Source organism: Pseudoduganella sp. UC29_106, from assembly GCF_044055365.1.
In the GTDB taxonomy this organism is placed as follows: domain Bacteria; phylum Pseudomonadota; class Gammaproteobacteria; order Burkholderiales; family Burkholderiaceae_D; genus Rugamonas.
Genome location: NZ_CP171977.1, coordinates 6,488,437 through 6,510,390, shown reverse-complemented (window position 1 = coordinate 6,510,390; position 21,954 = coordinate 6,488,437). Strand labels below are relative to the sequence as shown.

Sequence of the window (21,954 nt, the reverse complement as noted above, 5' to 3'; positions counted from 1 at the left end):
AAACCCGCGCGATTGCGCGACGCAATGCTTTGTCGCTAACGTTTGACAACTGGTTACAATCTTCTCCAACTTGTCCTAGGGAGGCGCCCCAATGGCCGATACCGTTGACACCCTGGTTCTCGATCTGCTCGAGTGGCTGGGCAGCGAGGGCAAGCCTTATGCCGAAGTGATGGAAGTCTGGCGCACGTCCTGTCCCCGCATGCCGGTCTGGGAGGAAGCGAATTCCCGCGGACTGGTCCAGCGCACCCACACGCCCGGCGCCGGCACCCTCGTCACCCTCTCCCCCGCCGGCCGCCGTTTTCTGGACGGCGCCTCCGCGGCGCGTCGGGCGGATCATTGATACGAAACCAGAATCGGAAACTGGTGGCAGCCACGATGTGGCAGCCACCTGGCCGGCGGCGCGGGCTGGCGGGGATGGGGTAAGCTGTTCGCTTCGTAGGGATTTGGGGAGGGAATATGAGTGCGGCGTTGGTAGTGGTGGATATGCAGCGCGGGTTGTGCGAGGGCGAGGAGGAGGCGTTCGAGGTGGAAAATGTGATCGGGCGCGTGAATGCGCTGATCGGCAAGGCGCGCAGCGGCTAGTGATCTGCGGCCAGCAGAGCGATTGCTGCATCGATGCGACCGTGCGCGGGGCGCTGGCGCGCGGCTATGAAGTTGTGCTGGCGTCGGACGCGCATTCGACGCTCGATAGCGGCGGCGGAGATCAGCGTCGGTTGATCGCGCGGCAGGTGAGGCAGCGCTTACACCTCGGCGGAGGGCAGGCGCATGAGCACCGCGCGCAGGCCGCCGTGGGCGATGGCGACGTCCGGGCCGTCGTGCAGCAGCGTGGTGTAGCGCTTGCGGAATTCTTCGTCGCTGGGCGCGCGCGGGCCGACCAGCTGTTCGATCACGGTGCGGAAGCGGGCGGCGATGTCGGCGGCGGCGACGTCCGGCTCTTCCATGCACTCATCCAGCTCCGCCATCAGCGCGGACAGTTTCTGCAGCCATAGCAGCTGCGGATGATTGGTCAGGATCTGCAACTGTTCCAGCGCACTCACCGAACCGGTAACGTATTGCAGCTCAATGTCGGCCACCGCCTTGTGCACCCGGCGCAGTGCGCGCGACAGTTCGCGCAGTTCCCCGCGCATCTGATTTTCGTCCATAATCTTCCCCTTTATGCTGCGTCTATCTTCGCTCATGCGCAGCGCCACCGCAATCCCTCTTCTAAGTAATATGACCATGGACCGGGCCACGTTTGAAAGCGCACTCGCGCAGTCGCAAAAACACTTTTCGGATTGCTCGTTCGACGGCGAAGATTTGTCGCGCCTGGACCTGCAAGCCTGCACCTTTGAACGCTGCACTTTTGCCGATACCGTGCTTTTTGCCAGCAGACTGGCGGGCAGCAAATGGCTGCGCTGCCGCGCCGGCGGCGCCGATTTCGAGTCGGTGGACGCGGTCGACGCGCAATTCGCCGGCTGCGACCTGAATAACAGCAAATGGCGTCGCGCCAAGCTGGCGTCGGCAAGCTTCAGGAGCTGCAAGCTGACGGGCGCTTCGTTCGAGGAAGTGGCGCATCTGGGCCTGCATTTCGAGGAAACCCTGCTGGTGGGCGCCGACCTGCGCGGCTTCTCCTTCAAGGGCGCCACGCTGAAGGAGCTGGATTTCTCCGACGCCTACCTCGCCGGTTGCGACTTCCGCGACGCGGTATTCGAAGGCGGCAGCCTTCGCAACGCGGTGCTGAAGCAGGCGAAGTTCAGCGGCGCCGACCTGCGCGGCGCACACATCGAAGGCGTGCGCGTGGCCGACGCCATGTTCAAGGGCGCCGTCATCTCGCACGCGCAGGCCGCGGCGCTGATGCGCGAACTGGGCCTGGTGGTGGCGTAAAAAAAACGGCGCCCGAAGGCGCCGTGTTGAAGACTACCGGGATTAAAACGCGGTGTCGAAACGGACGTACATCGAACGTCCGTTGATGCCGAACGGGCAGGTTTCCCAGCAGTGGGTGAAGCCCAGCTGAGGGAAGGGCGCTGCCTTGACCGGGTCCCACTTGGTCGGCATGGTGTCGAAGACGTTGTTCACACCCACGGAAATGTGGGTCTTCTTGCTGAAGCTGTAGCGGCCCGTGATGTCCAGCAGCCACTTGGCGGCCCAGGTCTGGATATAGCCCGGGGTGAAGCCCTGGCCCTGCACTTCGCCGTAGTAGTTGGCGCGTGCGGTGGCGTTCCATGGGCCGGTGGTGAAGTCGGCTGCGACCACGTGGTGCTTGCGTGGCTGGCCATGTTCGATCAGGGTCACCTGGGAATCGTCGAACAGCTGGGTGCCGCTCAGGATGGACGAGGTGGAGTGGCGGCCATCGACTTTGGTCCTGTTGAAGCCCAGCTGGCCGGACAGCACCAGGGTCGAGGACGGCAAGCGCAGGGTCTTCTCGGCCACGATGTCCAGGCCCGTGGTGGTGGTATCGATCGCGTTGGTGAAGAACTGCGCCTGGCCCACTTTCAGCGGGATCAGCACATTGGCGATCGGGCCACCCTTCGCTTCAGGCTCGATCACGCTGGAGAACACGATGCGGTCGTCGATCTTGATGCGATACAGGTCGGCGGTCAGCGAAGTGTCTTTCGCCGGACGCAGCACCATGCCGATGGACGCGCTCTTCGAAGTCTCTTCCTTCAGCGGAGCGATGCCCAGTGCCTTGGTCACGGGGCTGCCCTGGCGCGCGGTCAGGGTTTCGGTCAGCACGCCAGCCGCATTCAGGTTGGTCGATACGGAGCTGTAGAACTCCTGCTGCACGCCCGGAGCGCGGAAGCCGGTGGACACGGAACCGCGCAGGCCGAACTGCTCGGTCGGATCCCAGCGTGCGCTGATCTTGCCGGTGGTGGTTTTGCCGAAGTCCGAGTAATCCTCGTAGCGCACGGCGCCTGCCAGCAGCAGTTCCTTGAACGGACGGTATTCTGCGTCCAGGTACAGAGCGATATTGTGGCGGCCTGCGTCCACTGCGGTGGCCGGGGTGTAGCCCGGGAAGCCCTGGGTGCCCGCAGCAGCCACGCCGCCCGTCTGGTCCTTGATCACGATGGCCGGGTTGTTGCTGCGGCCATACTGGTAGGACACCGGATCGCCCGCTTCGATCTGGTAGTTATCGCGGCGCCATTCGAAGCCGGTCGCCAGGAAGATTTCAGCACCGCCCAGCTTCATCGGGCCTTTCAGGTCGGCGTTGAAGGTGGTCTGGTTGAATTTCAACTTGCCGGTATCGGCCGACAGCGGCGATTCGGCATAGATGCCGCCGCCCGGTTTCGGCTCATACCAGTAGGACACGTTGATCGTGTTCGCCTCGCGGAAGCCCAGCTCGGAGTGACCGTAGTTCACGCTGATATCGAAGTTCCACTCGTTGGCCAGGTCCTTGCGGAAGCCGAAGGCGGTGGAGTAATCCTTCACAGTGGTGCGGATATTCGGCAGGAAGCCTTCCGGATACACGGCCGGCACGGTGCGGCCATCGCCCTTGGAGCGGAAGAAGCCGGAGGAATCGCCCCTGCGCTTGGACGCGCCGCCGAAGGCGTAGAACTCGCCGCCGTTATCGGCCGCCACTGCGGCGTTCCACCACAGGTAAGCATCCTTGGCATCGGAGTCGCCGATGCGCTGGGGTCACGCGCGGCGGATTGACGCGCAGCGTGTCCGGCCCGGCGCGGTTGGTTTCGTCGCGCTTGCGGCCTTCCAGGGTCAGGTTGATGTAGCCGCGGTCGCCGATGGCCCAGCCGCGGTTCAGGCTGGCGGACACCAGGTCGCCGTCGCCTTCCGAGGTGGTGCCCAGCTGGCCAGACAGGGCGGTCTCGCCCACATTCTTCTTCAGCACGATGTTGATCACGCCGGCGATTGCATCCGAGCCGTACTGCGCGGCCGCGCCGTCGCGCAGCACTTCCACGTGGTGGATGGCGGACAGCGGAATGGCGTTGATGTCGGTACCGGCCGAGCCGCGGCCCACGGTTTGCTGCACGTTGACCAGGGCCTGCTGGTGGCGGCGCTTGCCGTTCACCAGCACCAGCAGCTGGTCAGGGCCGAGGGAGCGCAGGGTGGCCGGGCGGATGATGTCGGTGCCGTCCGAAATGAAGGTGGACGAGAAGTTGAACGACGGGTCCAGCGTCTGCAGCAGCTTGCCCAGTTCCAGCGGGCCGGCGGTTTCCATGTCTTTCAGGCTGATCAGGCCGACCGGGTTCGCGGTATCCAGCGCGGTCTTGGCCGGCGAGCGGGAACCGAGCACGATCACTTTCTGTTCTTCGGGTGGGGTGTCGGTCTGGGCCCAGGCCTGGCCGGCGGCTGCCAGCAGGATGGCGCTGGCGAGGATGGTACGTTTGAACTGAGGTGCTGCGGGCGCGGCTTTCTTCATATAAGCGTTCTCTCGTTGTGTTTTCTTGGCGTTACCGGAAGCAACGCGAAAAAAATACGTAACGCGCACATTTGATACAGACAAAAGCCGATGTATCGTAATGTTGCGGAATGTGCACAATAAACAATATTTCGTGCACAACACTTGGGAATAAAGTAACCTTATGCCCCCATATAAATTGGGTATGGGTTTTTTACAACAGTGCTGAATTTTTCACCGCTCTTCACTGCTGGTCCTGCATCCAATCCTTCAACCCGTTCACCCACGCTTTCGCGTTCAGGTTCATCTGTTTCTTGATGGTGGCCGCACGGTCATAGAGCACGCTGAAGTCCAGCGACGGTGAGTTCTTAAATGCAAGTACGACGATGTTGGCATCGTGGACTTCCGGCAGCCAGACGACGGCGTCGAAGACTTCCGCCATCGCGCTCAGGTTCTTGTCGTAATTGCTGAATTCACCAAAAACGTTTGTTGTCATGATGCCATCGGCGCTCAGGCAGTCGGCGCAAGCCTGGTAGAACTCCGGACTGCTCAGCACCGGGCCGCGCGCCTCCTCGTCGTACAGGTCGACCTGCAGCACGTCCACGGTATTGTGGTTGGCCGGATCGGTAACCCAGTCCATCGCATTCATTTCCCGCACCTGCAGGCGCTGGTCATTGGCCGGCAGGCCGAACAGTGCTTCACAGATGGCAATCACATTGGGATTCAGTTCGATGGCCGTTACGCGGGCATCGGGGAAGCGGCGGTAGCTGAACTTGGTCAGCGCCGCGCTGCCCAGGCCAAGCTGGACGATGTGGCGCGGCTGTTGCAGGAACAGCATCCACATCGTCATCATTTGCACATATTCCAGCTCGATATTGTCCGGCTTGGAGAGACGCATGGCGCCCTGGACCCAGGAGGTCCCCAGGTGCAGCGAGCGAACGCCTTCAAATTCGGTAATGGTGGCGGGAGGGTGGCCTGGCTGGTCGAAACGTCGGTTTTGCATGGCCGGCAGTTTACCCGATCCGGGGCCCGCCCGCCGCGCCGGGCTATATCGGCAGCACCATCGTGACCGCCAGGCCGCCGCCGTCGCGGTTGGCCAGCGTGATGCGTCCGCCGTGGGCTTCCGCAATTTCGCGTGCCAGCGCCAGGCCCAGGCCGGTGCCGCTGCGCTTGGTGGAATAGAAGGGGACCAGCGCGTTGGCCAGCACGGCGTCGCTCATGCCGGGGCCGCGGTCCAGCACTTCGATGCGCAGCAGGCCCTGCACGCGGCGCACGTCGAGCACCACCTCGTGTGCCGGGGAGCCGGATTCGTGGGCATTCTTCAGCAGGTTGAGCAGGGCCTGCTCCATCTGGGCGGCATCGAAGGCGGACGGTTCCTGCGGCACGTCGCCGGCCAGTTTGAACTGCACCTGATCGGCCAGGCCGCTGACGAAGGCTTGCCAGTCCTGCGGGTCCAGTCGGGGCGTGGGCAGCTTGGCGAAACGGGCGTAGCCGAGGATGGAACTTTCCAAGTGGCGCGTGCGTTCCTCGATGGTGGCGAGGATTTGCGGCAGGCGTTCCGTCTGGCCGCGGCGCACCAGTTCGGCGCCGGAGTGGGCGAGGGAGGTCAGTGGCGCGAGCGAGTTGTTCAGCTCATGGCTGATGACGCGGATGACTTTTTTCCACGTCTGCACTTCCTGGCGGCGCAATTCGGGCGTGAGCAGGCGCAGCAGGATCAGTTCATGCTGGCGCCCGTTCAGGCTGAAGCTGCGGCGGGCCAGGTGGAAGACTTCCTCTTCCTCCGCTTCGCCGCTCGTGAACAGGCCGTCTCCGCCGCGACCCATCGCTTCGCGCAGCGCGGGCGCGGCGTTTTGCATGATCTCGTGCAGGTGGGCTCCTTCCAGCTTGCGGCCTTCGTGCAGCAGCTGGCGGGCGGCGATATTGCCGTAGACGATGGCGCCGCTGTCGGAGACGAGCAGCATCGCCACGGGCGTATGCTGCACCATCGTATCCAGCAGCAGTTCGCGCTGCACCAGCGCCAGGCGCTGCTCGCGCAGGACCTGGCCCAGCTCATTGTGCGCGCCTACCAGGTCGCTCAGCTCATCGTTCTGCGGCCAGTGCAGGCTGAAGGAAAAGTCGCCGTCGCGGTAGCTGGTCACAGTGCCGGTCAGCGCGCGGTACAGCGACAGGGTTTGCTCAAGGTGGATGCGGATCGTGATGATCGAAATCGGCACTACGCACAGCAGGCAGATGCCGATCACGACCAGCGGCTGGTCGGGCATCAGGCGCATCAGGGCCAATGCAATCAGGATGCCGACGGTGAGCAGCGTGCCGACCAGGGCCGACCAGCGCGTGAGCAGGGATAAGCGCATGCGCTTATGCGGCACAGGCTTGTCTGACGGCGCCGGTGCGGACATCAGGGCCGCGCGATACCCAGCCGCTCCATGCGGCGGTACAAGGCCTGGCGCGACAGTCCCAGTTCGGCGGCCGCCTGCGCCACGACGCCATTGGCGCGGCTCAGTGCAACCACGATCGCCTCGCGGTCAGGTTCGGCGTCCGCGCCGGCGCCGGTGGACGCGGCCGCCGGCAAGCCCAGGTCGTCGGCGGCAATCTCGTCGCCGGTGGCGAGCAGGCTGGCGCGCGCCATCACGTTTTTCAGCTCGCGCACATTGCCCGGCCAGTTATGCGCCAGCAGGGCCGCTTCCGCATCGGCGCGCAGCCGACGTCCGTTGCCGAGGAAGCCGCGCGCCAGCGGCAGGATGTCGCCGGGACGCGCCGCCAGCGGCGGCAGCTTCAGTTCAATCACATTCAGGCGGTAGTACAGGTCCTCGCGGAAGGTGCCGGCGCGGATCATGGACTGCAGGTCCGCATTGGTGGCGCTGATCACGCGCACCTGCACCTGGCGCTCGCGGTTGGAGCCCAGGCGCTCGAAGCGTCCCGTTTCCAGCACGCGCAGCAGCTTCATTTGCCCGGCCAGCGGCAGGTTGCCGATTTCGTCGAGGAAGAGGGTGCCGCCGTCGGCCGCCTCGAACTTGCCTTCGCGCGCCTTGGAGGCGCCTGTGTAGGCGCCGGCGTCGGCGCCAAACAGTTCGGCTTCGATCAGCTCCGCCGGCAGCGCGCCGCAATTCAGCACGACGAAGGGACCATCCTTGACCGAGGAATTGGCCTGGATGATTTCCGCAATGCGTTCCTTGCCTGTGCCATTCGGACCGCTGATCAGCACCGGCACGTCGGCGCGCGCCACCTGGCAGGCCAGCGTGACCACGCGCTCGGTGGCCGGGTCGGCAAACACCATGCCGCGCAGGTCGAAGCGCTCCAGTTCGCGCCGCTGGCGCAGGTCGCCCTGCAGGCGCTGGCGCAGGGCGCGATTGGCCTGGCCCAGCTCCAGCAGGTTCTGCACGGTGGCGATCAGGCGCTTGTCGTCCCAGGGCTTGGCCAGGTAGTCGGCGGCGCCGGCCTTGATCAGGTCGACCGCCGCGTCGAGGTGGGTCCATGCTGTCAGCAGGATCACCGGCAAGTCGGGGTAGCGCTTGCGGATTTCGCGGAACAGGGCCACGCCTTCCTCGCCGGACGTGGTGTCGGCAGTGAAGTTCATGTCCTGGAGCACCAGGTCGATGGCGGCGCCCCGCTTTTCCAGCAGGGCCAGGCCCTCTTCCGGCGAGGCCGCGCGCAGCGCATCGATATCGTGCAGCGAGAACAGGACTTCGAGCGCAACGGCGACCGCCGCGTTATCGTCAATGATCAGTACAGTAGGCATGCACAAAGCATAACATCAGGCGCTGCGGGTGGCGAGCGCGGGGGAAATCGACGCGGCGCGCCAGGCCGGCCCATACACCGCAAAGATGCCCAGCGCCCAGAACAGGATGGCGCCGACGATCATGTACTCGGCCGGCAACCGCGCCAATTCGAGCTTGCTGACCAGCAGCTGGTTCAGCGCCAGGGCGCCCAGCAGGCCGGCGGAAATGCCGGCCGTGGTGATCATGATGTTCTCCGTGACGAAGTAGCGCAGGATGTCCAGCTTGCGGGCGCCCAGTGCGCGGCGCACGCCGATCTGCTTGCGGCGCTGCGTGACCCACAGGCTGGCCATGCCGACGATGCCGCTGGCGGTGACGATCAGCAGCAGCACGCTCACCGTGATCAGCATCCAGGCCAGCGCATTGTCAGCCTTGTAGCGGTCGGTGCGGTCTTCCAGCATGGTGCGCACGCGCGTGACCACCTGGCCCTTGTGCAGATTGCGCATGGCTTGCTCGGCATCGCGCATGACGCGGTCGCGCTGGCCCGGTTCGGCGCGGATGGCGTACATGGTGCGCGTATTGCCGGTCAGGCGGGCCGGCACGATGGTCGACGTTTCGCCATCGTCGCCGACGGCGGCGCTCGGCGTCTGCAGCTTCTCGATGACGCCGATCACCTGCGCCTGGCGCGCTTCCTTGCCGGTGCCGTAGTACAGCGTCTTGCCCACATAGCTGGTGGCGCCCGGCCATACCCGCTCGCCCACCTTCTTCGTGATGAGGGTGGCGTTGGGGAAGGCCTTGCTGGCGTTCTGATCGATCTCCAGCACATCGGCTTCGTTGAAGTCGCGGCCTTCAATGATCTTCAGGCCCCAGGTCTTCACCAGCGAATCGGGCGTGACGTACATGGCCGCGTTGGTGCTTTCCTTCAGCTGCTCGCGCACCGCGGCCAGGCTGTTGTAGTTGCCGGAGTTGGACAGCGGCACCTGGATCGTGCCGGCCACGGAGACCACGCCCGGCACCGCGCGCAGCGCCGCCGTTTTCGGCCTTTTGCGTGGCCAGCTGTTCTTCATGGCTGCCCATGCGCAGTGGACGCACGCGCAGGCTGAAGGTGTTTTCTTCGGCCACCACGCCGCTCGGGCGGGCGGAAACGGCCTGGCGCACGTTCACGATATGCAGCGCATTGGCCAGGATTGCCAGCGACAGCGCCACCTGCACGGCGACCAGGATGGGGCCGGTCTTGTTGCGCATCAGCGCGGCGAAAATCGGTTTGATTTCCATGGTTTCCTCACTGGGATTTGAGTTGCAGGGCGGGCGTCACCTGGCAGGCGCGCCAGGTTGGCAGCAGGCCGGCCAGAATGGCGGCGCTCACCGCCATCACGAAGGTAACGCCCAGCATCAGCCAGTCCATATGGGTGACGATGGCCAGCTGCTTCGAGATGCTGCCGATCAGCGACAGCGCGCCAATAGCCAGGGCCAGGCCCAGCACGCCGCCCACCAGGCCGACCACCGCGCTCTCGATCAGGAACTGGGTGAAGATTTCCTTGCGCGAGGCGCCCAGCGCCCGGCGCACGCCGATTTCCGGGGCGCGCACCGAGAACTTCGCCAGCAGCAGGCCGATGGTGTTCACCAGGCACAGGATCAGGAAGCCGAAGGCCAGCCAGGCGGAAATGCGGCTGTCCTTGCCGACGACCTTCATCTCTTCCAGCCATTGCATCAGGTTGAACTGCACGTTCGGCGCAGCGCGCTTCAGGCGGCCCAGCTTGCGCTGCTCGGCAGCGTAGGCGTCCAGCCAGTTCTGGAAGTCGGCGCGGTCGCTGGCCGAGTGCAGTTCGATCCATACCTGCAGCCAGGTGCACTCGGAGTCGAGCAGCGATTGCCAGCCCGGGTCGCGGTAGCTGGAGCAGTTCATGCTGCCGTTGTGGCCCGTTTCGTGGCGGATGGCCGTGCTGAAGGGGATGAAGAATTCGTCCTCGTCGCCAAAGGCGCCAGGACCGCCAATGATGCGGTGCACGCGCGGGACGGGGCGCCAGGTGTCGATCACGCCGACGATCTGGTAGCTGTTGCCCAGCAGCTTGATGCGCTGGCCGACGGGGTTCGTGGCGCCATACAGCTTGTCGGACAGCTTGCGGCCCAGGACCACGACATCCGTCGCGTCCTTGTCCTCGGCGGCGCTCCAGGACTGGCCGTACAGGAAGGGCACTTCGAAGATGTCGAAGAAGTCGCGGGTGGGCGCCAGGCCTTCGGCGGTGAACACGCCGATGTCCTTGCGGTCCGGCTCCACGGAACCGGCCACGCCATACACCACGGTGCGGCGGTCGCCCTGCTTGCTGTTCAGGAAATTGACTGCGTCGCGGTAGGAAGCCTGGTTGTCGTTGCGCTCCTCGCCCGGCGTGTAGCCTTCGATCGGACCGTTATCGACCAGCGGCACGATCATGCGCTCGCTCTTGTGCGGATACGGGTCGCCGGACATCACGTGCAGGATGGTCAGCGTCGCTACGCTCGCCGCCACGCCGACCGCCAGGATCAGCACCATCAGCGCCGTCAGCGCCGGGTTGCGGCGCAGGCTGCGCACGCCCAGCATGAAATAGTATTGGAACATTTTTTATATTCTCCGTTTGCGGTACGCATCGGCGGATCAATGATCCGCCCTACGCACCTCGATCATTCGACGGTTCTCACAATTTCCACGACGTACAGCGTAGGGCGGATCATTGATCCGCCGTGCATGCGTCTACGCCTCGCGTGCGACGGACAGTGTCGGCGACTTGCGCACCAGATCCGACACCTGCCCGTCGATGATGTGCACATTGCGCTGCGAGCGCTGCGCCAGTTCCGGATCGTGGGTCACCATCAGGATGGTCGTGCCTTCTGCATTGATTTCCTCCAGCAGCTCCATCACGCCGCGCGCCATGGCGGTGTCGAGGTTGCCGGTCGGTTCGTCGGCCAGCAGCAGCTTGGGCGAACCTGCCAGTGCGCGCGCGATGGCCACGCGCTGCTGCTGGCCGCCGGACAGCTCCGCCGGATAGTGCTTCATGCGTGAAGCCAGCCCCACCTTGGTCAGCGCGTCCGTGATGCGCTCCTTGCGCTCGGCCGCATTGAAGCCGCGGTAGCGCAGCGGCACGTCCACGTTATCAAACAGGGACAGGTCGGGAATCAGGTTGAAGCCCTGGAAGATGAAGCCCAGTTTCTCGTTGCGCAGGCGCGAGCGGGCATTGTCGTCCATGCCTTTGACATTGATGCCGTCCAGGATGTACTCGCCACTGGTGAAGTCTTCCAGCAGGCCGGCGATGTTCAGGAAGCTGGTCTTGCCCGAGCCGGAAGGACCGGTCACGGTGACGAATTCACCCTGCTTGACATCGATTTCGAAGCCGCGCAGCGCGTGGGTTTCGATCATGTGGGTGCGGTAGACTTTGCTCAGGTTCTGCATGCGCAGCATGGTGTACTCCTGTGTGGATTATTGGTTGATCGAGACGCGCGCCGCGTTCTCGAAGTTTTCGGTTCCGGAGATAACAATCTTGTCGCCCTGTTTCAGGCCGCTGATGATTTCGACGGCGCTCACGCTGGTCGCGCCCATCTTGATCGGCGTGCGTTCGGCGATGCCGTCGCGCACCAGGTAGGCATAGCGTCCGCCTTCCGATTCCACGAAGGGGCCGCGCTGCACCATCAGCACATTCGGCTTCTCGTCGATCAGCAGGCGCGCGGACAGGCGCTGGTTCTGGCGCAGGCCTTCCGGCTGCTTGCCGTTGAAGCGCACGCGCGCCAGCACCTGGTTCTTCACCACTTCCGGCGACAAGGCGGACAGCTTGCCGGTCGTCTTCACGCCCGCCACTTCGATTTCCGCATTCATGCCCAGGCCCAGGTCATTCACGTAAGTCTCAGGCACTTCCAGTTCCACTTCGAGCTGGCTCAGGTCGACGAGCGTCATCAGCGGTACGTTGGCCTGCACCACGCTGCGATTGGCCACAGACAGCGTGCCGATGAAGCCATCAACCGGCGCGCGCACCGTCAGCTCTTCGACCCGGCGCTGGGCGTTGGACAGCACGGCTTTCTGGCGTTCCAGCTGGGCGCTCTTGGTCTTCAGTTCCAGCGCGACATTGTCCTGTTCCAGCTCCGCCGCCTGCCTGGTGTGTTTGGCGCGGATCTCGGCGGCAGCCACCGCGTCCTTGGCTTTCTGGAAGTCGATCTTGGCCACGATGCCTTCGTTGGACACGCTCTCGTAGCGCTGCAGCGTGCGCATGGCGGACACGCGCTCGATTTCGGCGGTGTCGGCTTCGCGCTGCGCGGCCAGCTTCTGCTTGCGGGCCAGGATCTGCTGGCGCGCCACTTCGGCGGACAATTCGTTGTAGCTGGACTGTTCCTTCTTAAGCTCATCGGCCAGGTCGGGCGATTCCAGCACGGCCAGCACATCGCCTTTCTTCACCGTGTCGCCCGCATGCACTTTCAGCGTGACGGTGGACGGCGCGGTCGAATACAGGGTCGGGCTGACGGCGGCCACGATGCGGCCATTGACGGCAGCGTCGCGGATCAGGGTGCCGCGCGTGACTTCGGCGATGCGCAGGCGGGATGCGTTGACGGAGTGCTCGCTGCCGTTCCAGGTCTTCAGCAACCCGTAGGCGGCCGCCAGGATCGCCACCGCGCCCACGGCCAGGATGGCGCGGCGTTTGGCGATGCGGCCGGATGGCGTGGCGATCACGGTGTCTTGATGGGAGGTGTCGCGGATCATGTGTTCGGTCTATCGTCGGCGTTGTATTGCACCCGACGATGCACGAACTGTGCCAGTGGCTAAGTGATTGATTTTACAAGGGGTGGACGGGCCGGACGGCTGTCCGCGTCCGTCCGTAGTGTCCGCGCCACCATAGCGTCAGGCCGTACATGATGGCGATGATGCCGACCCAGGCCGCGTAAACCACCGGCAGCGAGGGCTGGTAACCATCCGGGAAGGTCATGCCCAGCGGACTGCCCTGCGGCAAGGCGCCGTAGCGGGCGAGGAAGTAGGGACCGGCCAGGAAGTGGATCAGGGAGATGTGGATGACGTAGAAGAACATGGGCGAGCCGCCGAACAGCATCAGCAGCGGAATCGGCCTGACGCGCTCCAGCAGCACCAGCAGCGGCAGCGAGAGACCCATCGTCACGCAGATATACAGCAGCGAGGGCGGATATTTTTGCACGCGCAGGAAGGAAATCAGGTCCCACATAGCGCCGGCGTGCTGGGGCGTCCATGGCTGGTTGTCGCCGTAGAAGTTGCCGCTGCGCAGGGCAACAAAGACCAGCAACAGCACCGCGCCTGCCGTCAGCAGCAGCCGGCGGCGGCGGGCGGCATCCCACAGGAAGACGGGGCCGAGGGCGTAGCCGGCGGCGATCAGCCCCAGCCAGGGCATCAGCGGATAGACAAACACCATGCCGAAGCCGGAATCGCCGAGCGCCGTGAAGCCGCCCTGGTGCCAGGCCTGCCACAGAGGATTTTTCGATTGCAGCGCGTCCAGCAGGTTATGCGGCACGATGAGCAGCGCGGCAATCAGCGCGACCGCGGCTTGCGGCAGCCACACCAGCAGCGACAGGAAAATCATGCCCACGCCCAGCGCCCACAGCACCTGGAAAATGATCACGTTATAGCCGAACTGCCAGCTGAAGCTGATCCACGTCGCCTCCAGCAGCAGGAGCAGGGCGCCGCGCGTGGCCAGGTAGCGCGACAGGGCCGGGATACCGCAGTTGGTGCCGCGCAGGAAGGCTGAGCTGCCGGCCAGCAGCACGAAGGTCGGCGCGCACAGATGCGTAATCCAGCGCGTGAAGAACCACGCTGGTGTGGTCTGGTCCAGCTGTTCCGGGCCCCAGGTGGCGGGACCGAAGTAGTCGCGCACGTGGTCGAGCGCCATCAACACAATCACCAGCCCGCGCAGCATATCGATGCTGGCAAGGCGCGCAGTCCTGGGCATGCTGGTCTCCCTGTTTATTTTTGCTCATTCTCATGCTGCCGGCGCGCCGAAGCAAGCATTACAACCCACGGCATAAAAACAGGTGTCTGCCACGACGTGGCAGACACCAGGTTTGCGCCTTGGGTTCTAAGAACGTCAGCGGCGGGACTTGTCGATCACTTCACGGCAATCGCCCTTGAAGGTGGCGTTGTCGTAGTTGGACCAGCCATAGCTGTCCACATAGCGCTTGTGCAGCGTGAACTCGGGGCTGAGGAAGCTCCATTCGAGGTGGTCGCCGGGGTAGCGGATGTCGGCCATGTCGACCAGGGTGTGGAAGAAGTTCTCCGTGGCCAGCTTCGTTTTGCGGTGGCGTTTCAGCTGGTCGATTTTTTCCGGATAACGCACCTGGTAATCATCCGAGTACCACATGAACGCTGGCACGTGGAATTCGTACTGGGTGTTGTGGCCGTGGAAGGCGAGGCGGCAGGCGTTGTCGTACAGGGTCTGGCCGTGGTCGGCCACATACATCAGCGAGGACAGTGGCGCGGCCTGCTTCAGGCGGCCGATCACCTGCGACAGGAACCAGTCGGTGTAGAGGATCGAGTTGTCGTAGCTGTTGTTCAGCTGGGGCTTGATCTTCAGGTCCGTGTACACCGGCTTGTCGATGCCGAACAGCGAGGGCTGCCACTTGTCGAAGGCCTTCGGGTGGCGCTGGCTGTAGTTCCAGTGGCTGCCCAGGGTGTGCAGCACGATCAGCTTTTTCGGCGCCGGATCGGCCAGGGCGAGCTTGAGCGGATCGAACAGGATTTCGTCGAAATTCGAATTGTTGGTGAAGCCGCCCAGGTTCAGGAACTGGATCACGTTCGCTTCCTTGGCGAACACGGACACCGGCGTGTCGTACTGGCCGAACGAGATCTGGTTGGACAGCCACCAGGTCTTGAAGCCCGCTTCCTTGTAGGCCGTGAGGAAGGACTTTTCGCTGAATCCATCCTTCAGGCTTTGCCGCGCCGGCTTGCGCGAAATGATGACCGGCACCGACAGCCGCGTGGCCGAGACGGCGGACACCACGTCCGCCAGCGGCACCAGGTTTGCCTCTTTGGACAGCAGCGGATTGGTCTCGCGCCCGTAGCCGTTCAGGCTCCAGCGGTCGTAGCGCGAGGACTCGCCAATGACGACCACCACCACTTCCGGGAGCTTGTCCGGCTCCGGCTGGCTGGCGTGGAAGGCGAACTTCGCGCTCCGTTCGTTCAGCTCCGCCAGGTAGCGGCGCTCCTTATAGAAGTCATAACCGCGCACAGCCAGGCCGAAGGGCCAGGACTCGCCGAAAGCCTTGCCCGCCACCGGCACGCGCGCCCAGTAGGGCAGGGGCGGCAGCTTCCAGCCCGTGTTGCCGGCAGCGGCGATCGGCTTGGCCGCCGGCGCGTCAGATGCGTCATCGTCGCTGGCGCTGCCCGACACCGATGCCGACGTGGGGGCGGACATCCGCGCCGCACCCGGCTTCGGCGCCGCGCTCGCCCCGAACTCATAGCCATAAGCGGCCACCGCACCCAGCAGCACCAGGGCGCCGATGGCCACCCAGCGCGATTTGTCATGCCAGTCCATCTCGCGCGTCTGGCGGGCTGCACGGAAAGTGAGCACCCACCACACCGCCACGGCAACCATCACGGCCAGCATGGTCCACACCTTCTGCCCCAGGAATTCGAGCGCCTCGCGCGGACTGGTTTCGGCCAGGATGCCCAGGTGATGGGTGGAGATGCCCTGGCCGTAGAAGACAAATAGATAAATCTCCGTCGGCAGCGCCAGGAAGGCCGGGACCAACAGCCAGTGAAAATAGGCCGGACGCTTGAACACGGCCCAAACCGCCGTCCATGCCATGATTTCCATGCCCGCCAGCTGCCAGGCCATGTCCACCGGCTTGCCCAGCGCCATCGGCACGAAGGGCACCAGCGACAGGGCCAGGTAGCTGAGCAGGATGAACAGATGGGCGGGACGCAGCATATATTGCATAAAGGCGGGAAAATGGCGAAAACGAGCGCTATTATGGTGGTATTCCCTCTCCAATGGGAGGCTCCCCGCGGGGCGCCGTCTGCCACATTATTCAGCAAAACCGATTGACTGCTCTGTTGACACGGTATATACTCGCGAGTTCTCAATTTAGTCTGCGCCTCGTATACGCGTTTGCCAGCCGCTCCGTCTGAGGGTGGCTTTTTGCGCCTCTTGCGCGACTTCATCGGGAATCGGTTTTAGCCCCCAGGCAAGCGAGCCTGGGATGTCAATGCTGTAATTTTGTTGGATTAAGAACGATGCCAACCATCAATCAATTGATTCGCAGCCCACGTACCGCTCTGGTCGTGAAGAGCAAATCGCCGGCACTTGAAAACTGCCCGCAAAAGCGTGGCGTGTGCACCCGTGTGTACACCACCACTCCTAAGAAGCCTAACTCGGCACTGCGTAAAGTTGCAAAAGTGCGCCTGACCAACGGTTTCGAAGTCATTTCGTACATCGGCGGTGAAGGCCACAACCTGCAGGAACACTCGGTTGTTCTGATCCGCGGCGGTCGTGTAAAAGACTTGCCAGGTGTTCGTTACCACATGGTTCGCGGCTCTCTGGATACCCAGGGCGTTAAAGACCGTAAGCAGGCTCGCTCCAAGTACGGTGCGAAGCGCGCTAAGGCCACCAAGAAGTAATTCTTGCAATTTAAATGAGTTGAGGCGGTCGCGAGACCGAGTAAGTGGAAGGCTAAGATGGCCTCCGCGAGTGCCAAAACAGTGGCGCTCAACTGAAGACAGGAAGGAAATAACATGCCACGTCGTCGTGAAGTACCCAAGCGCGAGATTCTGCCGGATCCAAAATTCGGTAGCACCGAAGTCGCTAAATTCGTTAACGTTCTGATGCTGTCCGGCAAGAAGTCGGTTGCTGAGAACATCATCTACGGTGCGTTTGACCACATCCAATCGAAATCCGGCAAGGATCCTCTGGAAGTGTTCACCGCAGCGATCAACAACGCCAAGCCAATGGTTGAAGTGAAGTCCCGCCGTGTTGGCGGCGCTAACTACCAGGTGCCGGTTGAAGTGCGTCCAGTACGCCGCCTGGCCCTGTCCATGCGTTGGCTGCGCGAAGCCGCGAACAAGCGTTCCGAGAAATCCATGCCACAACGCCTGGGCGGTGAGCTGATGGAAGCTGCGGAAGGCCGCGGCGGCGCGATGAAGCGTCGTGACGAGGTGCACCGTATGGCTGAAGCGAACAAGGCGTTCTCGCACTTCCGCTTCTAATACATTCGGCCGGATCGTCCGGCCCCTTGAGTTGTTCAGGCCGGGCACATTTTTGATTCAAAAAATGCTGCTCGGTTTTGTCCATTAAAAGATTTAGGATTAACTATGGCCCGCAAGACCCCCATTGAGCGCTACCGTAATATCGGTATCTCCGCTCACATCGACGCCGGTAAGACGACCACTACCGAGCGCGTGCTGTTCTACACCGGCGTGAACCACAAGATTGGTGAAGTGCACGACGGCGCCGCCACCATGGACTGGATGGAGCAGGAACAAGAGCGCGGTATTACCATTACCTCCGCAGCGACTACCTGCTTCTGGAGTGGTATGGCGAACAACTTCAAGCCACACCACATCAACATCATCGACACCCCGGGCCACGTGGACTTCACCATTGAAGTTGAGCGCTCGATGCGTGTTCTGGACGGCGCCTGCATGGTTTACTGTGCAGTGGGCGGCGTGCAGCCACAGTCGGAAACCGTGTGGCGTCAAGCTAACAAGTACAAAGTCCCTCGTCTGGCTTTCGTGAACAAGATGGACCGTACCGGCGCCAACTTCTTCAAGGTCTACGAGCAGATGCGTGCTCGCCTGAAGGCAAACCCAGTACCGATCCAGGTACCAATCGGCGCCGAAGATTCCTTCGCTGGCGTGATTGACCTGGTCAAGATGAAAGCGATTATCTGGGACGACGCTTCCCAGGGCATGAAGTTCGACTACCGTGACATCCCTGCGGAACTGGTCGACGTTGCTCAGGAGTGGCGCGAGAAGATGGTGGAAGCAGCTGCCGAGTCGTCGGAAGAGCTGATGAACAAGTACCTGGAAGAAGGCGATCTGACCGAAGAAGAGATCAAGACCGCCCTGCGCCAGCGTACCATCGCTTCGGAAATCGTTCCGATGCTGTGCGGCACTGCATTCAAGAACAAAGGCGTGCAGGCAATGCTGGACGCGGTTGTTGAATTCCTGCCATCCCCAGTGGACATCGACGACGTTGCCGGTACCGACGACGATGAGCAGCCTGCAACCCGTAAAGCTTCGGACGAGGAGAAATTCTCCGCGCTGGCATTCAAGATCATGACCGACCCGTTCGTTGGTCAGCTGGCCTTCTTCCGCGTGTATTCCGGCGCCATCAACTCGGGCGACACCGTGCTGAACTCGGTGAAGAACCGTAAAGAGCGTCTGGGCCGTATTCTGCAGATGCACGCCAACCAGCGTGAAGAGATCAAGGAAGTGCGCGCTGGTGACATCGCTGCTGCAGTTGGTCTGAAAGACGTGACCACCGGCGAAACCCTGTGCGATCCAACCGCAGTGATCATCCTGGAACGCATGGTGTTCCCAGAGCCAGTGATTCAGCAGGCTGTTGAGCCGAAGACCAAAGCTGACCAGGAAAAAATGGGCCTGGCGCTGAACCGCCTGGCACAGGAAGATCCTTCGTTCCGCGTGAAGACCGACGAAGAATCCGGCCAGACCATCATCGGCGGTATGGGCGAGCTGCACCTGGAAATTATCGTCGACCGTATGAAGCGCGAATTCGGCGTGGAAGCGACCGTCGGCAAGCCACAGGTGGCATACCGCGAAACCATCCGCAAGACCGTTGTGGATTCGGAAGGTAAGTTCGTCAAGCAGTCCGGCGGTCGCGGCCAGTACGGCCACGCTGTGCTGACCATCGAACCGCAAGAAGCCGGCAAGGGTTTCGAGTTCATCGACGCGATCAAGGGCGGTACCGTTCCTCGCGAATACATCCCTGCAGTTGAGAAGGGTGTTCGTGAAACCCTGAACAGCGGCGTGCTGGCTGGCTACCCAGTGGTTGACGTTAAAGTCACCCTGACCTTCGGTTCCTACCACGACGTGGACTCGAACGAAAATGCATTCCGCATGGCCGGTTCGATGGCGTTCAAGGAAGGCTGCCGTAAAGCGTCCCCAGTGATTCTGGAGCCAATGATGGCTGTGGAAGTGGAAACGCCGGAAGACTACGCCGGTACCGTGATGGGCGACCTGTCGTCCCGCCGCGGTATGGTGCAGGGCATGGACGAGATCCCAGGCGGCGGCGGCAAGATCATCAAGGCAGAGGTTCCTCTGTCCGAGATGTTCGGCTACTCGACCGTCCTGCGTTCCGCAACCCAGGGCCGTGCAACCTACACGATGGAATTCAAGCACTACTCCGAAGCGCCTAAGCACGTGATCGACGCAATCGTCACCGCGAAAGCGAAGTAATCTTGATTTGGCCTGCTGGGGCGATCCTCCGGCAGGCCGCAAACCTTAAATTCATAGTTCTAAGGAAGAATTAAAATGGCAAAAGAAAAGTTCGAGCGGACTAAACCGCACGTGAACGTAGGCACCATCGGTCACGTTGACCACGGCAAGACCACCCTGACCGCTGCTATCGCAACCGTTCTGTCGAAGAAGTTCGGCGGCGAAGCTAAAGCTTACGACCAGATCGACGCTGCTCCAGAAGAAAAAGCACGCGGCATCACCATCAACACCGCGCACGTCGAGTACGAAACCCAGGCACGTCACTACGCCCACGTTGACTGCCCAGGCCACGCCGACTACATCAAGAACATGATTACCGGTGCTGCGCAGATGGACGGCGCGATCCTGGTTTGCTCCGCCGCTGACGGCCCAATGCCGCAGACCCGCGAGCACATCCTGCTGGCGCGTCAGGTTGGCGTTCCTTACATCATCGTGTTCCTGAACAAGTGCGACCTGGTGGACGACGCTGAACTGCTGGAACTGGTGGAAATGGAAGTGCGCGAGCTGCTGTCCAAGTACGAGTTCCCAGGCGACGACCTGCCAATCATCAAGGGTTCGGCACGTATGGCCCTGGAAGGCCAGCCGGGCGAAATGGGCGAAGACTGCATCATGCGTCTGGCCGATGCACTGGACACCTACATCCCGACTCCGGAACGCGCTGTTGACGGCGCCTTCCTGATGCCAGTGGAAGACGTGTTCTCGATCTCCGGCCGCGGCACCGTGGTGACCGGTCGTGTTGAGCGCGGCATCATCAAGGTCGGCGAAGAAATCGAAATCGTTGGTATCGTTGACACCGTCAAGACCACCGTGACCGGCGTGGAAATGTTCCGCAAGCTGCTGGACCAGGGTCAAGCCGGCGACAACGTTGGCCTGCTGCTGCGCGGCACCAAGCGTGAAGACGTGCAGCGTGGCCAGGTTCTGGCCAAGCCAGCCTCGATCAAGCCGCACGACCACTTCACCGGCGAGATCTACGTTCTGTCGAAAGATGAAGGCGGCCGTCACACCCCGTTCTTCAACAACTACCGTCCGCAGTTCTACTTCCGTACCACCGACGTGACCGGTTCCATCGAGCTGCCAGCCGACAAGGAAATGGTTATGCCTGGCGATAACGTGTCGATCACCGTCAAGCTGATCTCCCCGATCGCTATGGAAGAAGGTCTGCGCTTCGCAATCCGCGAAGGCGGCCGTACCGTTGGCGCCGGCGTTGTTGCCAAGATCATCGCTTAATTTTTAAGCGCTGAAACAACTGGGCCGACATGTGCTATCATGTCGGCCCAGTTGCTGTACTTACTTACATTGCTGGTGACGCAAAGTTGCCGGTTCGTTCTTTTTAAGGAAATAGCATGTCCGCTCCAAACCAAAAGATCCGCATCCGCCTGAAGGCTTTCGACTACAAGCTGATCGACCAGTCCGCCCTGGAAATCGTTGACACCGCCAAGCGCACCGGCGCTGTGGTCAAAGGTCCGGTTCCTCTGCCGACCCGTATCCAGCGTTACGACGTGCTGCGTTCCCCGCACGTGAACAAGACCTCGCGCGACCAGTTCGAAATCCGCACCCACCAGCGCCTGATGGACATCGTGGATCCGACCGACAAGACCGTTGACGCCCTGATGAAGCTGGACCTGCCAGCTGGCGTGGACGTCGAAATCAAACTGCAGTAATCGGTTTCGGCAGGCGGCCCTGAGCCGCCAGCCACAGAAAGGCCGGTCCGTTCACGCGGACCGGCCTTTTTCTTTTAGCGTCATCGGGAGCCGCGATGGACGAATGGGAATTGACGGGCCGCGCCCGCACTCACGTGCAGCAGTATTCTCAGCCGCGCTTTGCCGCCCGGCCTGAGGTGGCTGCCGCCTTTCTGGTCATGCGCGAAGCGGCGTTGCGCGACGGGATCGACATGCTGCCCTGCGCATCGTTTCGTCCGCTGGCGGGCCAGGTGCGCATCTGGAACCGCAAATTCTCCGGCGAGGGTACCCTGCGCGACCACCATGGTCAGCCGCGCGATGCCGCCGCGCTGGCGCCGGAACAGCTGGTATGGGCCATCCTCGGCTGGTCGGCGCTGCCGGGCGCCACGCGCCGCCACTGGGGCACGGATATCGATGTCTTTGACCGCGCGACCCAACCCGTCGGCTACAAGGTGAAGCTGCTGCCGGAGGAAGTGGCGCCTGGCGGCGTCTACGAACACCTGCACGCCTGGCTCGATCTGCACCTCGCCAGTTTCGGCTTCTTCCGCCCCTACCGCACCTGGCGCGGCGGCATGTACCCCGAACCCTGGCACCTCAGCCACATCGCCACCGCCCAGCCGGCGCTCGCCGCCCTCGACATCGACATGGTCGCCCGCGCCGTCCGCGAATCGGACATGCTGGGACGCGACCTCGTGCTCGACCTGCTCCCCGACATCTACCGCAACCACGTGCAGAACGTCGACGGGCCTTAGGCGGCCGCCGCGACTTATGTCAATATGGCGGTTCCAGAGCTGGGAGGCG

At 62.8% G+C, this 21,954-nt stretch carries 21 protein-coding genes and 1 pseudogene; 10 read left to right on the top strand and 12 right to left on the bottom strand.

The genetic code is table 11. The features are described from left to right. Nucleotides 1-91 precede the first annotated feature (91 nt). The 3 genes and pseudogenes from ACHMW6_RS32450 to ACHMW6_RS32440 form a co-directional block, all read left to right on the top strand. A complete protein-coding gene (locus ACHMW6_RS32450; RefSeq protein WP_395403328.1) occupies nucleotides 92-340 on the top strand; it encodes a hypothetical protein in 249 nt (82 codons plus the stop codon). Between the two features lie 116 nt (nucleotides 341-456). Continuing rightward, a complete protein-coding gene (locus ACHMW6_RS32445; RefSeq protein ID WP_395403326.1) occupies nucleotides 457-582 on the top strand; it encodes a hypothetical protein in 126 nt (41 codons plus the stop codon). Further along, nucleotides 582-632 (top strand): annotated as a pseudogene (locus ACHMW6_RS32440) (hypothetical protein); the annotation flags it as partial. The gene ACHMW6_RS32445 and the pseudogene ACHMW6_RS32440, both read left to right, overlap by 1 nt. Before the next feature lie 108 nt (nucleotides 633-740). Here ACHMW6_RS32440 and ACHMW6_RS32435 read toward each other — a convergent pair. After that, on the bottom strand, nucleotides 741-1,142 hold the full coding sequence (locus ACHMW6_RS32435; protein WP_395408805.1) for a hypothetical protein: 402 nt from the start codon (nucleotides 1,140-1,142) through the stop codon (nucleotides 741-743). A 70-nt stretch (nucleotides 1,143-1,212) separates the two neighbouring features. On the opposite strand from ACHMW6_RS32435, the gene ACHMW6_RS32430 reads away from it, so the two are divergent. Then, nucleotides 1,213-1,863, top strand: a complete 651-nt coding sequence (locus ACHMW6_RS32430) for a pentapeptide repeat-containing protein (protein ID WP_395403324.1) — start codon at nucleotides 1,213-1,215, stop codon at nucleotides 1,861-1,863. Nucleotides 1,864-1,905: 42 nt separating this feature from the next. On the opposite strand, the gene ACHMW6_RS32425 is transcribed toward ACHMW6_RS32430, so the two are convergent. The 11 genes from ACHMW6_RS32425 to ACHMW6_RS32375 all read right to left on the bottom strand — a co-directional run bounded on the left by ACHMW6_RS32425 (nucleotide 1,906) and on the right by ACHMW6_RS32375 (nucleotide 15,959). Further along, on the bottom strand, nucleotides 1,906-3,555 hold the full coding sequence (locus tag ACHMW6_RS32425; RefSeq protein WP_395403322.1) for a TonB-dependent receptor plug domain-containing protein: 1,650 nt from the start codon (nucleotides 3,553-3,555) through the stop codon (nucleotides 1,906-1,908). After that, nucleotides 3,542-4,351, bottom strand: a complete 810-nt coding sequence (locus ACHMW6_RS32420; RefSeq protein WP_395403320.1) for a TonB-dependent receptor plug domain-containing protein — start codon at nucleotides 4,349-4,351, stop codon at nucleotides 3,542-3,544. Before ACHMW6_RS32420 ends, ACHMW6_RS32425 begins: the two co-directional genes overlap by 14 nt. Before the next feature lie 223 nt (nucleotides 4,352-4,574). After that, entirely contained in the window at nucleotides 4,575-5,333 is a 759-nt protein-coding gene (locus ACHMW6_RS32415; protein WP_395403318.1) for a spermidine synthase, read from the bottom strand. A 43-nt stretch (nucleotides 5,334-5,376) separates the two neighbouring features. Beyond that, a complete protein-coding gene (locus ACHMW6_RS32410; RefSeq protein ID WP_395403316.1) occupies nucleotides 5,377-6,681 on the bottom strand; it encodes a sensor histidine kinase in 1,305 nt (434 codons plus the stop codon). Between the two features lie 44 nt (nucleotides 6,682-6,725). Further along, nucleotides 6,726-8,066: a sigma-54-dependent transcriptional regulator gene (locus ACHMW6_RS32405; protein WP_395403314.1), complete on the bottom strand. Its 1,341-nt coding sequence runs from the start codon at nucleotides 8,064-8,066 to the stop codon at nucleotides 6,726-6,728. A 15-nt stretch (nucleotides 8,067-8,081) separates the two neighbouring features. Next, a complete protein-coding gene (locus ACHMW6_RS32400; RefSeq protein ID WP_395403312.1) occupies nucleotides 8,082-9,041 on the bottom strand; it encodes an ABC transporter permease in 960 nt (319 codons plus the stop codon). A gap of 284 nt (nucleotides 9,042-9,325) precedes the next feature. Continuing rightward, on the bottom strand, nucleotides 9,326-10,639 hold the full coding sequence (locus ACHMW6_RS32395; RefSeq protein WP_395403310.1) for an ABC transporter permease: 1,314 nt from the start codon (nucleotides 10,637-10,639) through the stop codon (nucleotides 9,326-9,328). A gap of 132 nt (nucleotides 10,640-10,771) precedes the next feature. Then, nucleotides 10,772-11,476, bottom strand: a complete 705-nt coding sequence (locus tag ACHMW6_RS32390; protein WP_395403308.1) for an ABC transporter ATP-binding protein — start codon at nucleotides 11,474-11,476, stop codon at nucleotides 10,772-10,774. Between the two features lie 18 nt (nucleotides 11,477-11,494). Then, nucleotides 11,495-12,763, bottom strand: a complete 1,269-nt coding sequence (locus tag ACHMW6_RS32385; protein WP_395403306.1) for an efflux RND transporter periplasmic adaptor subunit — start codon at nucleotides 12,761-12,763, stop codon at nucleotides 11,495-11,497. 73 nt (nucleotides 12,764-12,836) lie between these two features. Then, nucleotides 12,837-13,973 (bottom strand): DUF1624 domain-containing protein, encoded by a 1,137-nt coding sequence (locus tag ACHMW6_RS32380; RefSeq protein ID WP_395403304.1) that lies wholly within the window; start codon nucleotides 13,971-13,973, stop codon nucleotides 12,837-12,839. Between the two features lie 135 nt (nucleotides 13,974-14,108). Further along, a complete protein-coding gene (locus ACHMW6_RS32375; protein ID WP_395403302.1) occupies nucleotides 14,109-15,959 on the bottom strand; it encodes a phosphoethanolamine transferase in 1,851 nt (616 codons plus the stop codon). A 296-nt stretch (nucleotides 15,960-16,255) separates the two neighbouring features. Between ACHMW6_RS32375 and rpsL the strand changes: the two genes are divergently transcribed. The 6 genes from rpsL to ACHMW6_RS32345 all read left to right on the top strand — a co-directional run bounded on the left by rpsL (nucleotide 16,256) and on the right by ACHMW6_RS32345 (nucleotide 21,905). Next, nucleotides 16,256-16,639: a 30S ribosomal protein S12 gene (rpsL, locus tag ACHMW6_RS32370; protein WP_395403300.1), complete on the top strand. Its 384-nt coding sequence runs from the start codon at nucleotides 16,256-16,258 to the stop codon at nucleotides 16,637-16,639. Between the two features lie 114 nt (nucleotides 16,640-16,753). Next, nucleotides 16,754-17,224 carry a 30S ribosomal protein S7 gene (gene rpsG, locus ACHMW6_RS32365; protein ID WP_395403298.1) on the top strand — a complete coding sequence of 157 codons (471 nt, stop codon included), beginning with the start codon at nucleotides 16,754-16,756 and terminating at the stop codon, nucleotides 17,222-17,224. A 105-nt stretch (nucleotides 17,225-17,329) separates the two neighbouring features. Then, nucleotides 17,330-19,435, top strand: a complete 2,106-nt coding sequence (gene fusA, locus ACHMW6_RS32360; RefSeq protein ID WP_395403296.1) for an elongation factor G — start codon at nucleotides 17,330-17,332, stop codon at nucleotides 19,433-19,435. 75 nt (nucleotides 19,436-19,510) lie between these two features. Beyond that, entirely contained in the window at nucleotides 19,511-20,701 is a 1,191-nt protein-coding gene (tuf, locus tag ACHMW6_RS32355) for an elongation factor Tu (protein ID WP_395403294.1), read from the top strand. A 116-nt stretch (nucleotides 20,702-20,817) separates the two neighbouring features. Continuing rightward, nucleotides 20,818-21,135, top strand: a complete 318-nt coding sequence (gene rpsJ / locus ACHMW6_RS32350) for a 30S ribosomal protein S10 (protein WP_028101676.1) — start codon at nucleotides 20,818-20,820, stop codon at nucleotides 21,133-21,135. Nucleotides 21,136-21,230: 95 nt separating this feature from the next. Beyond that, on the top strand, nucleotides 21,231-21,905 hold the full coding sequence (locus ACHMW6_RS32345; protein ID WP_395403291.1) for a M15 family metallopeptidase: 675 nt from the start codon (nucleotides 21,231-21,233) through the stop codon (nucleotides 21,903-21,905). Nucleotides 21,906-21,954 lie beyond the last annotated feature (49 nt).

Excerpts from the sequence above, each read along its gene's own strand:
- ACHMW6_RS32450 (WP_395403328.1), top strand. The coding sequence starts at position 92 with ATGGCCGATACCGTTGACACCCTGGTTCTCGATCTGCTCGAGTGGCTG.
- ACHMW6_RS32445 (WP_395403326.1), top strand. The coding sequence starts at position 457 with ATGAGTGCGGCGTTGGTAGTGGTGGATATGCAGCGCGGGTTGTGCGAG.
- ACHMW6_RS32435 (WP_395408805.1), bottom strand. The coding sequence starts at position 1,142 with ATGGACGAAAATCAGATGCGCGGGGAACTGCGCGAACTGTCGCGCGCA.
- ACHMW6_RS32430 (WP_395403324.1), top strand. The coding sequence starts at position 1,213 with ATGACCATGGACCGGGCCACGTTTGAAAGCGCACTCGCGCAGTCGCAA.
- ACHMW6_RS32420 (WP_395403320.1), bottom strand. The coding sequence starts at position 4,351 with ATGAAGAAAGCCGCGCCCGCAGCACCTCAGTTCAAACGTACCATCCTC.
- ACHMW6_RS32415 (WP_395403318.1), bottom strand. The coding sequence starts at position 5,333 with ATGCAAAACCGACGTTTCGACCAGCCAGGCCACCCTCCCGCCACCATT.
- ACHMW6_RS32410 (WP_395403316.1), bottom strand. The coding sequence starts at position 6,681 with ATGCGCTTATCCCTGCTCACGCGCTGGTCGGCCCTGGTCGGCACGCTG.
- ACHMW6_RS32405 (WP_395403314.1), bottom strand. The coding sequence starts at position 8,066 with ATGCCTACTGTACTGATCATTGACGATAACGCGGCGGTCGCCGTTGCG.
- ACHMW6_RS32395 (WP_395403310.1), bottom strand. The coding sequence starts at position 10,639 with ATGTTCCAATACTATTTCATGCTGGGCGTGCGCAGCCTGCGCCGCAAC.
- ACHMW6_RS32390 (WP_395403308.1), bottom strand. The coding sequence starts at position 11,476 with ATGCTGCGCATGCAGAACCTGAGCAAAGTCTACCGCACCCACATGATC.
- ACHMW6_RS32385 (WP_395403306.1), bottom strand. The coding sequence starts at position 12,763 with ATGATCCGCGACACCTCCCATCAAGACACCGTGATCGCCACGCCATCC.
- ACHMW6_RS32380 (WP_395403304.1), bottom strand. The coding sequence starts at position 13,973 with ATGCCCAGGACTGCGCGCCTTGCCAGCATCGATATGCTGCGCGGGCTG.
- ACHMW6_RS32375 (WP_395403302.1), bottom strand. The coding sequence starts at position 15,959 with ATGCAATATATGCTGCGTCCCGCCCATCTGTTCATCCTGCTCAGCTAC.
- rpsL (WP_395403300.1), top strand. The coding sequence starts at position 16,256 with ATGCCAACCATCAATCAATTGATTCGCAGCCCACGTACCGCTCTGGTC.
- rpsG (WP_395403298.1), top strand. The coding sequence starts at position 16,754 with ATGCCACGTCGTCGTGAAGTACCCAAGCGCGAGATTCTGCCGGATCCA.
- fusA (WP_395403296.1), top strand. The coding sequence starts at position 17,330 with ATGGCCCGCAAGACCCCCATTGAGCGCTACCGTAATATCGGTATCTCC.
- tuf (WP_395403294.1), top strand. The coding sequence starts at position 19,511 with ATGGCAAAAGAAAAGTTCGAGCGGACTAAACCGCACGTGAACGTAGGC.
- rpsJ (WP_028101676.1), top strand. The coding sequence starts at position 20,818 with ATGTCCGCTCCAAACCAAAAGATCCGCATCCGCCTGAAGGCTTTCGAC.
- ACHMW6_RS32345 (WP_395403291.1), top strand. The coding sequence starts at position 21,231 with ATGGACGAATGGGAATTGACGGGCCGCGCCCGCACTCACGTGCAGCAG.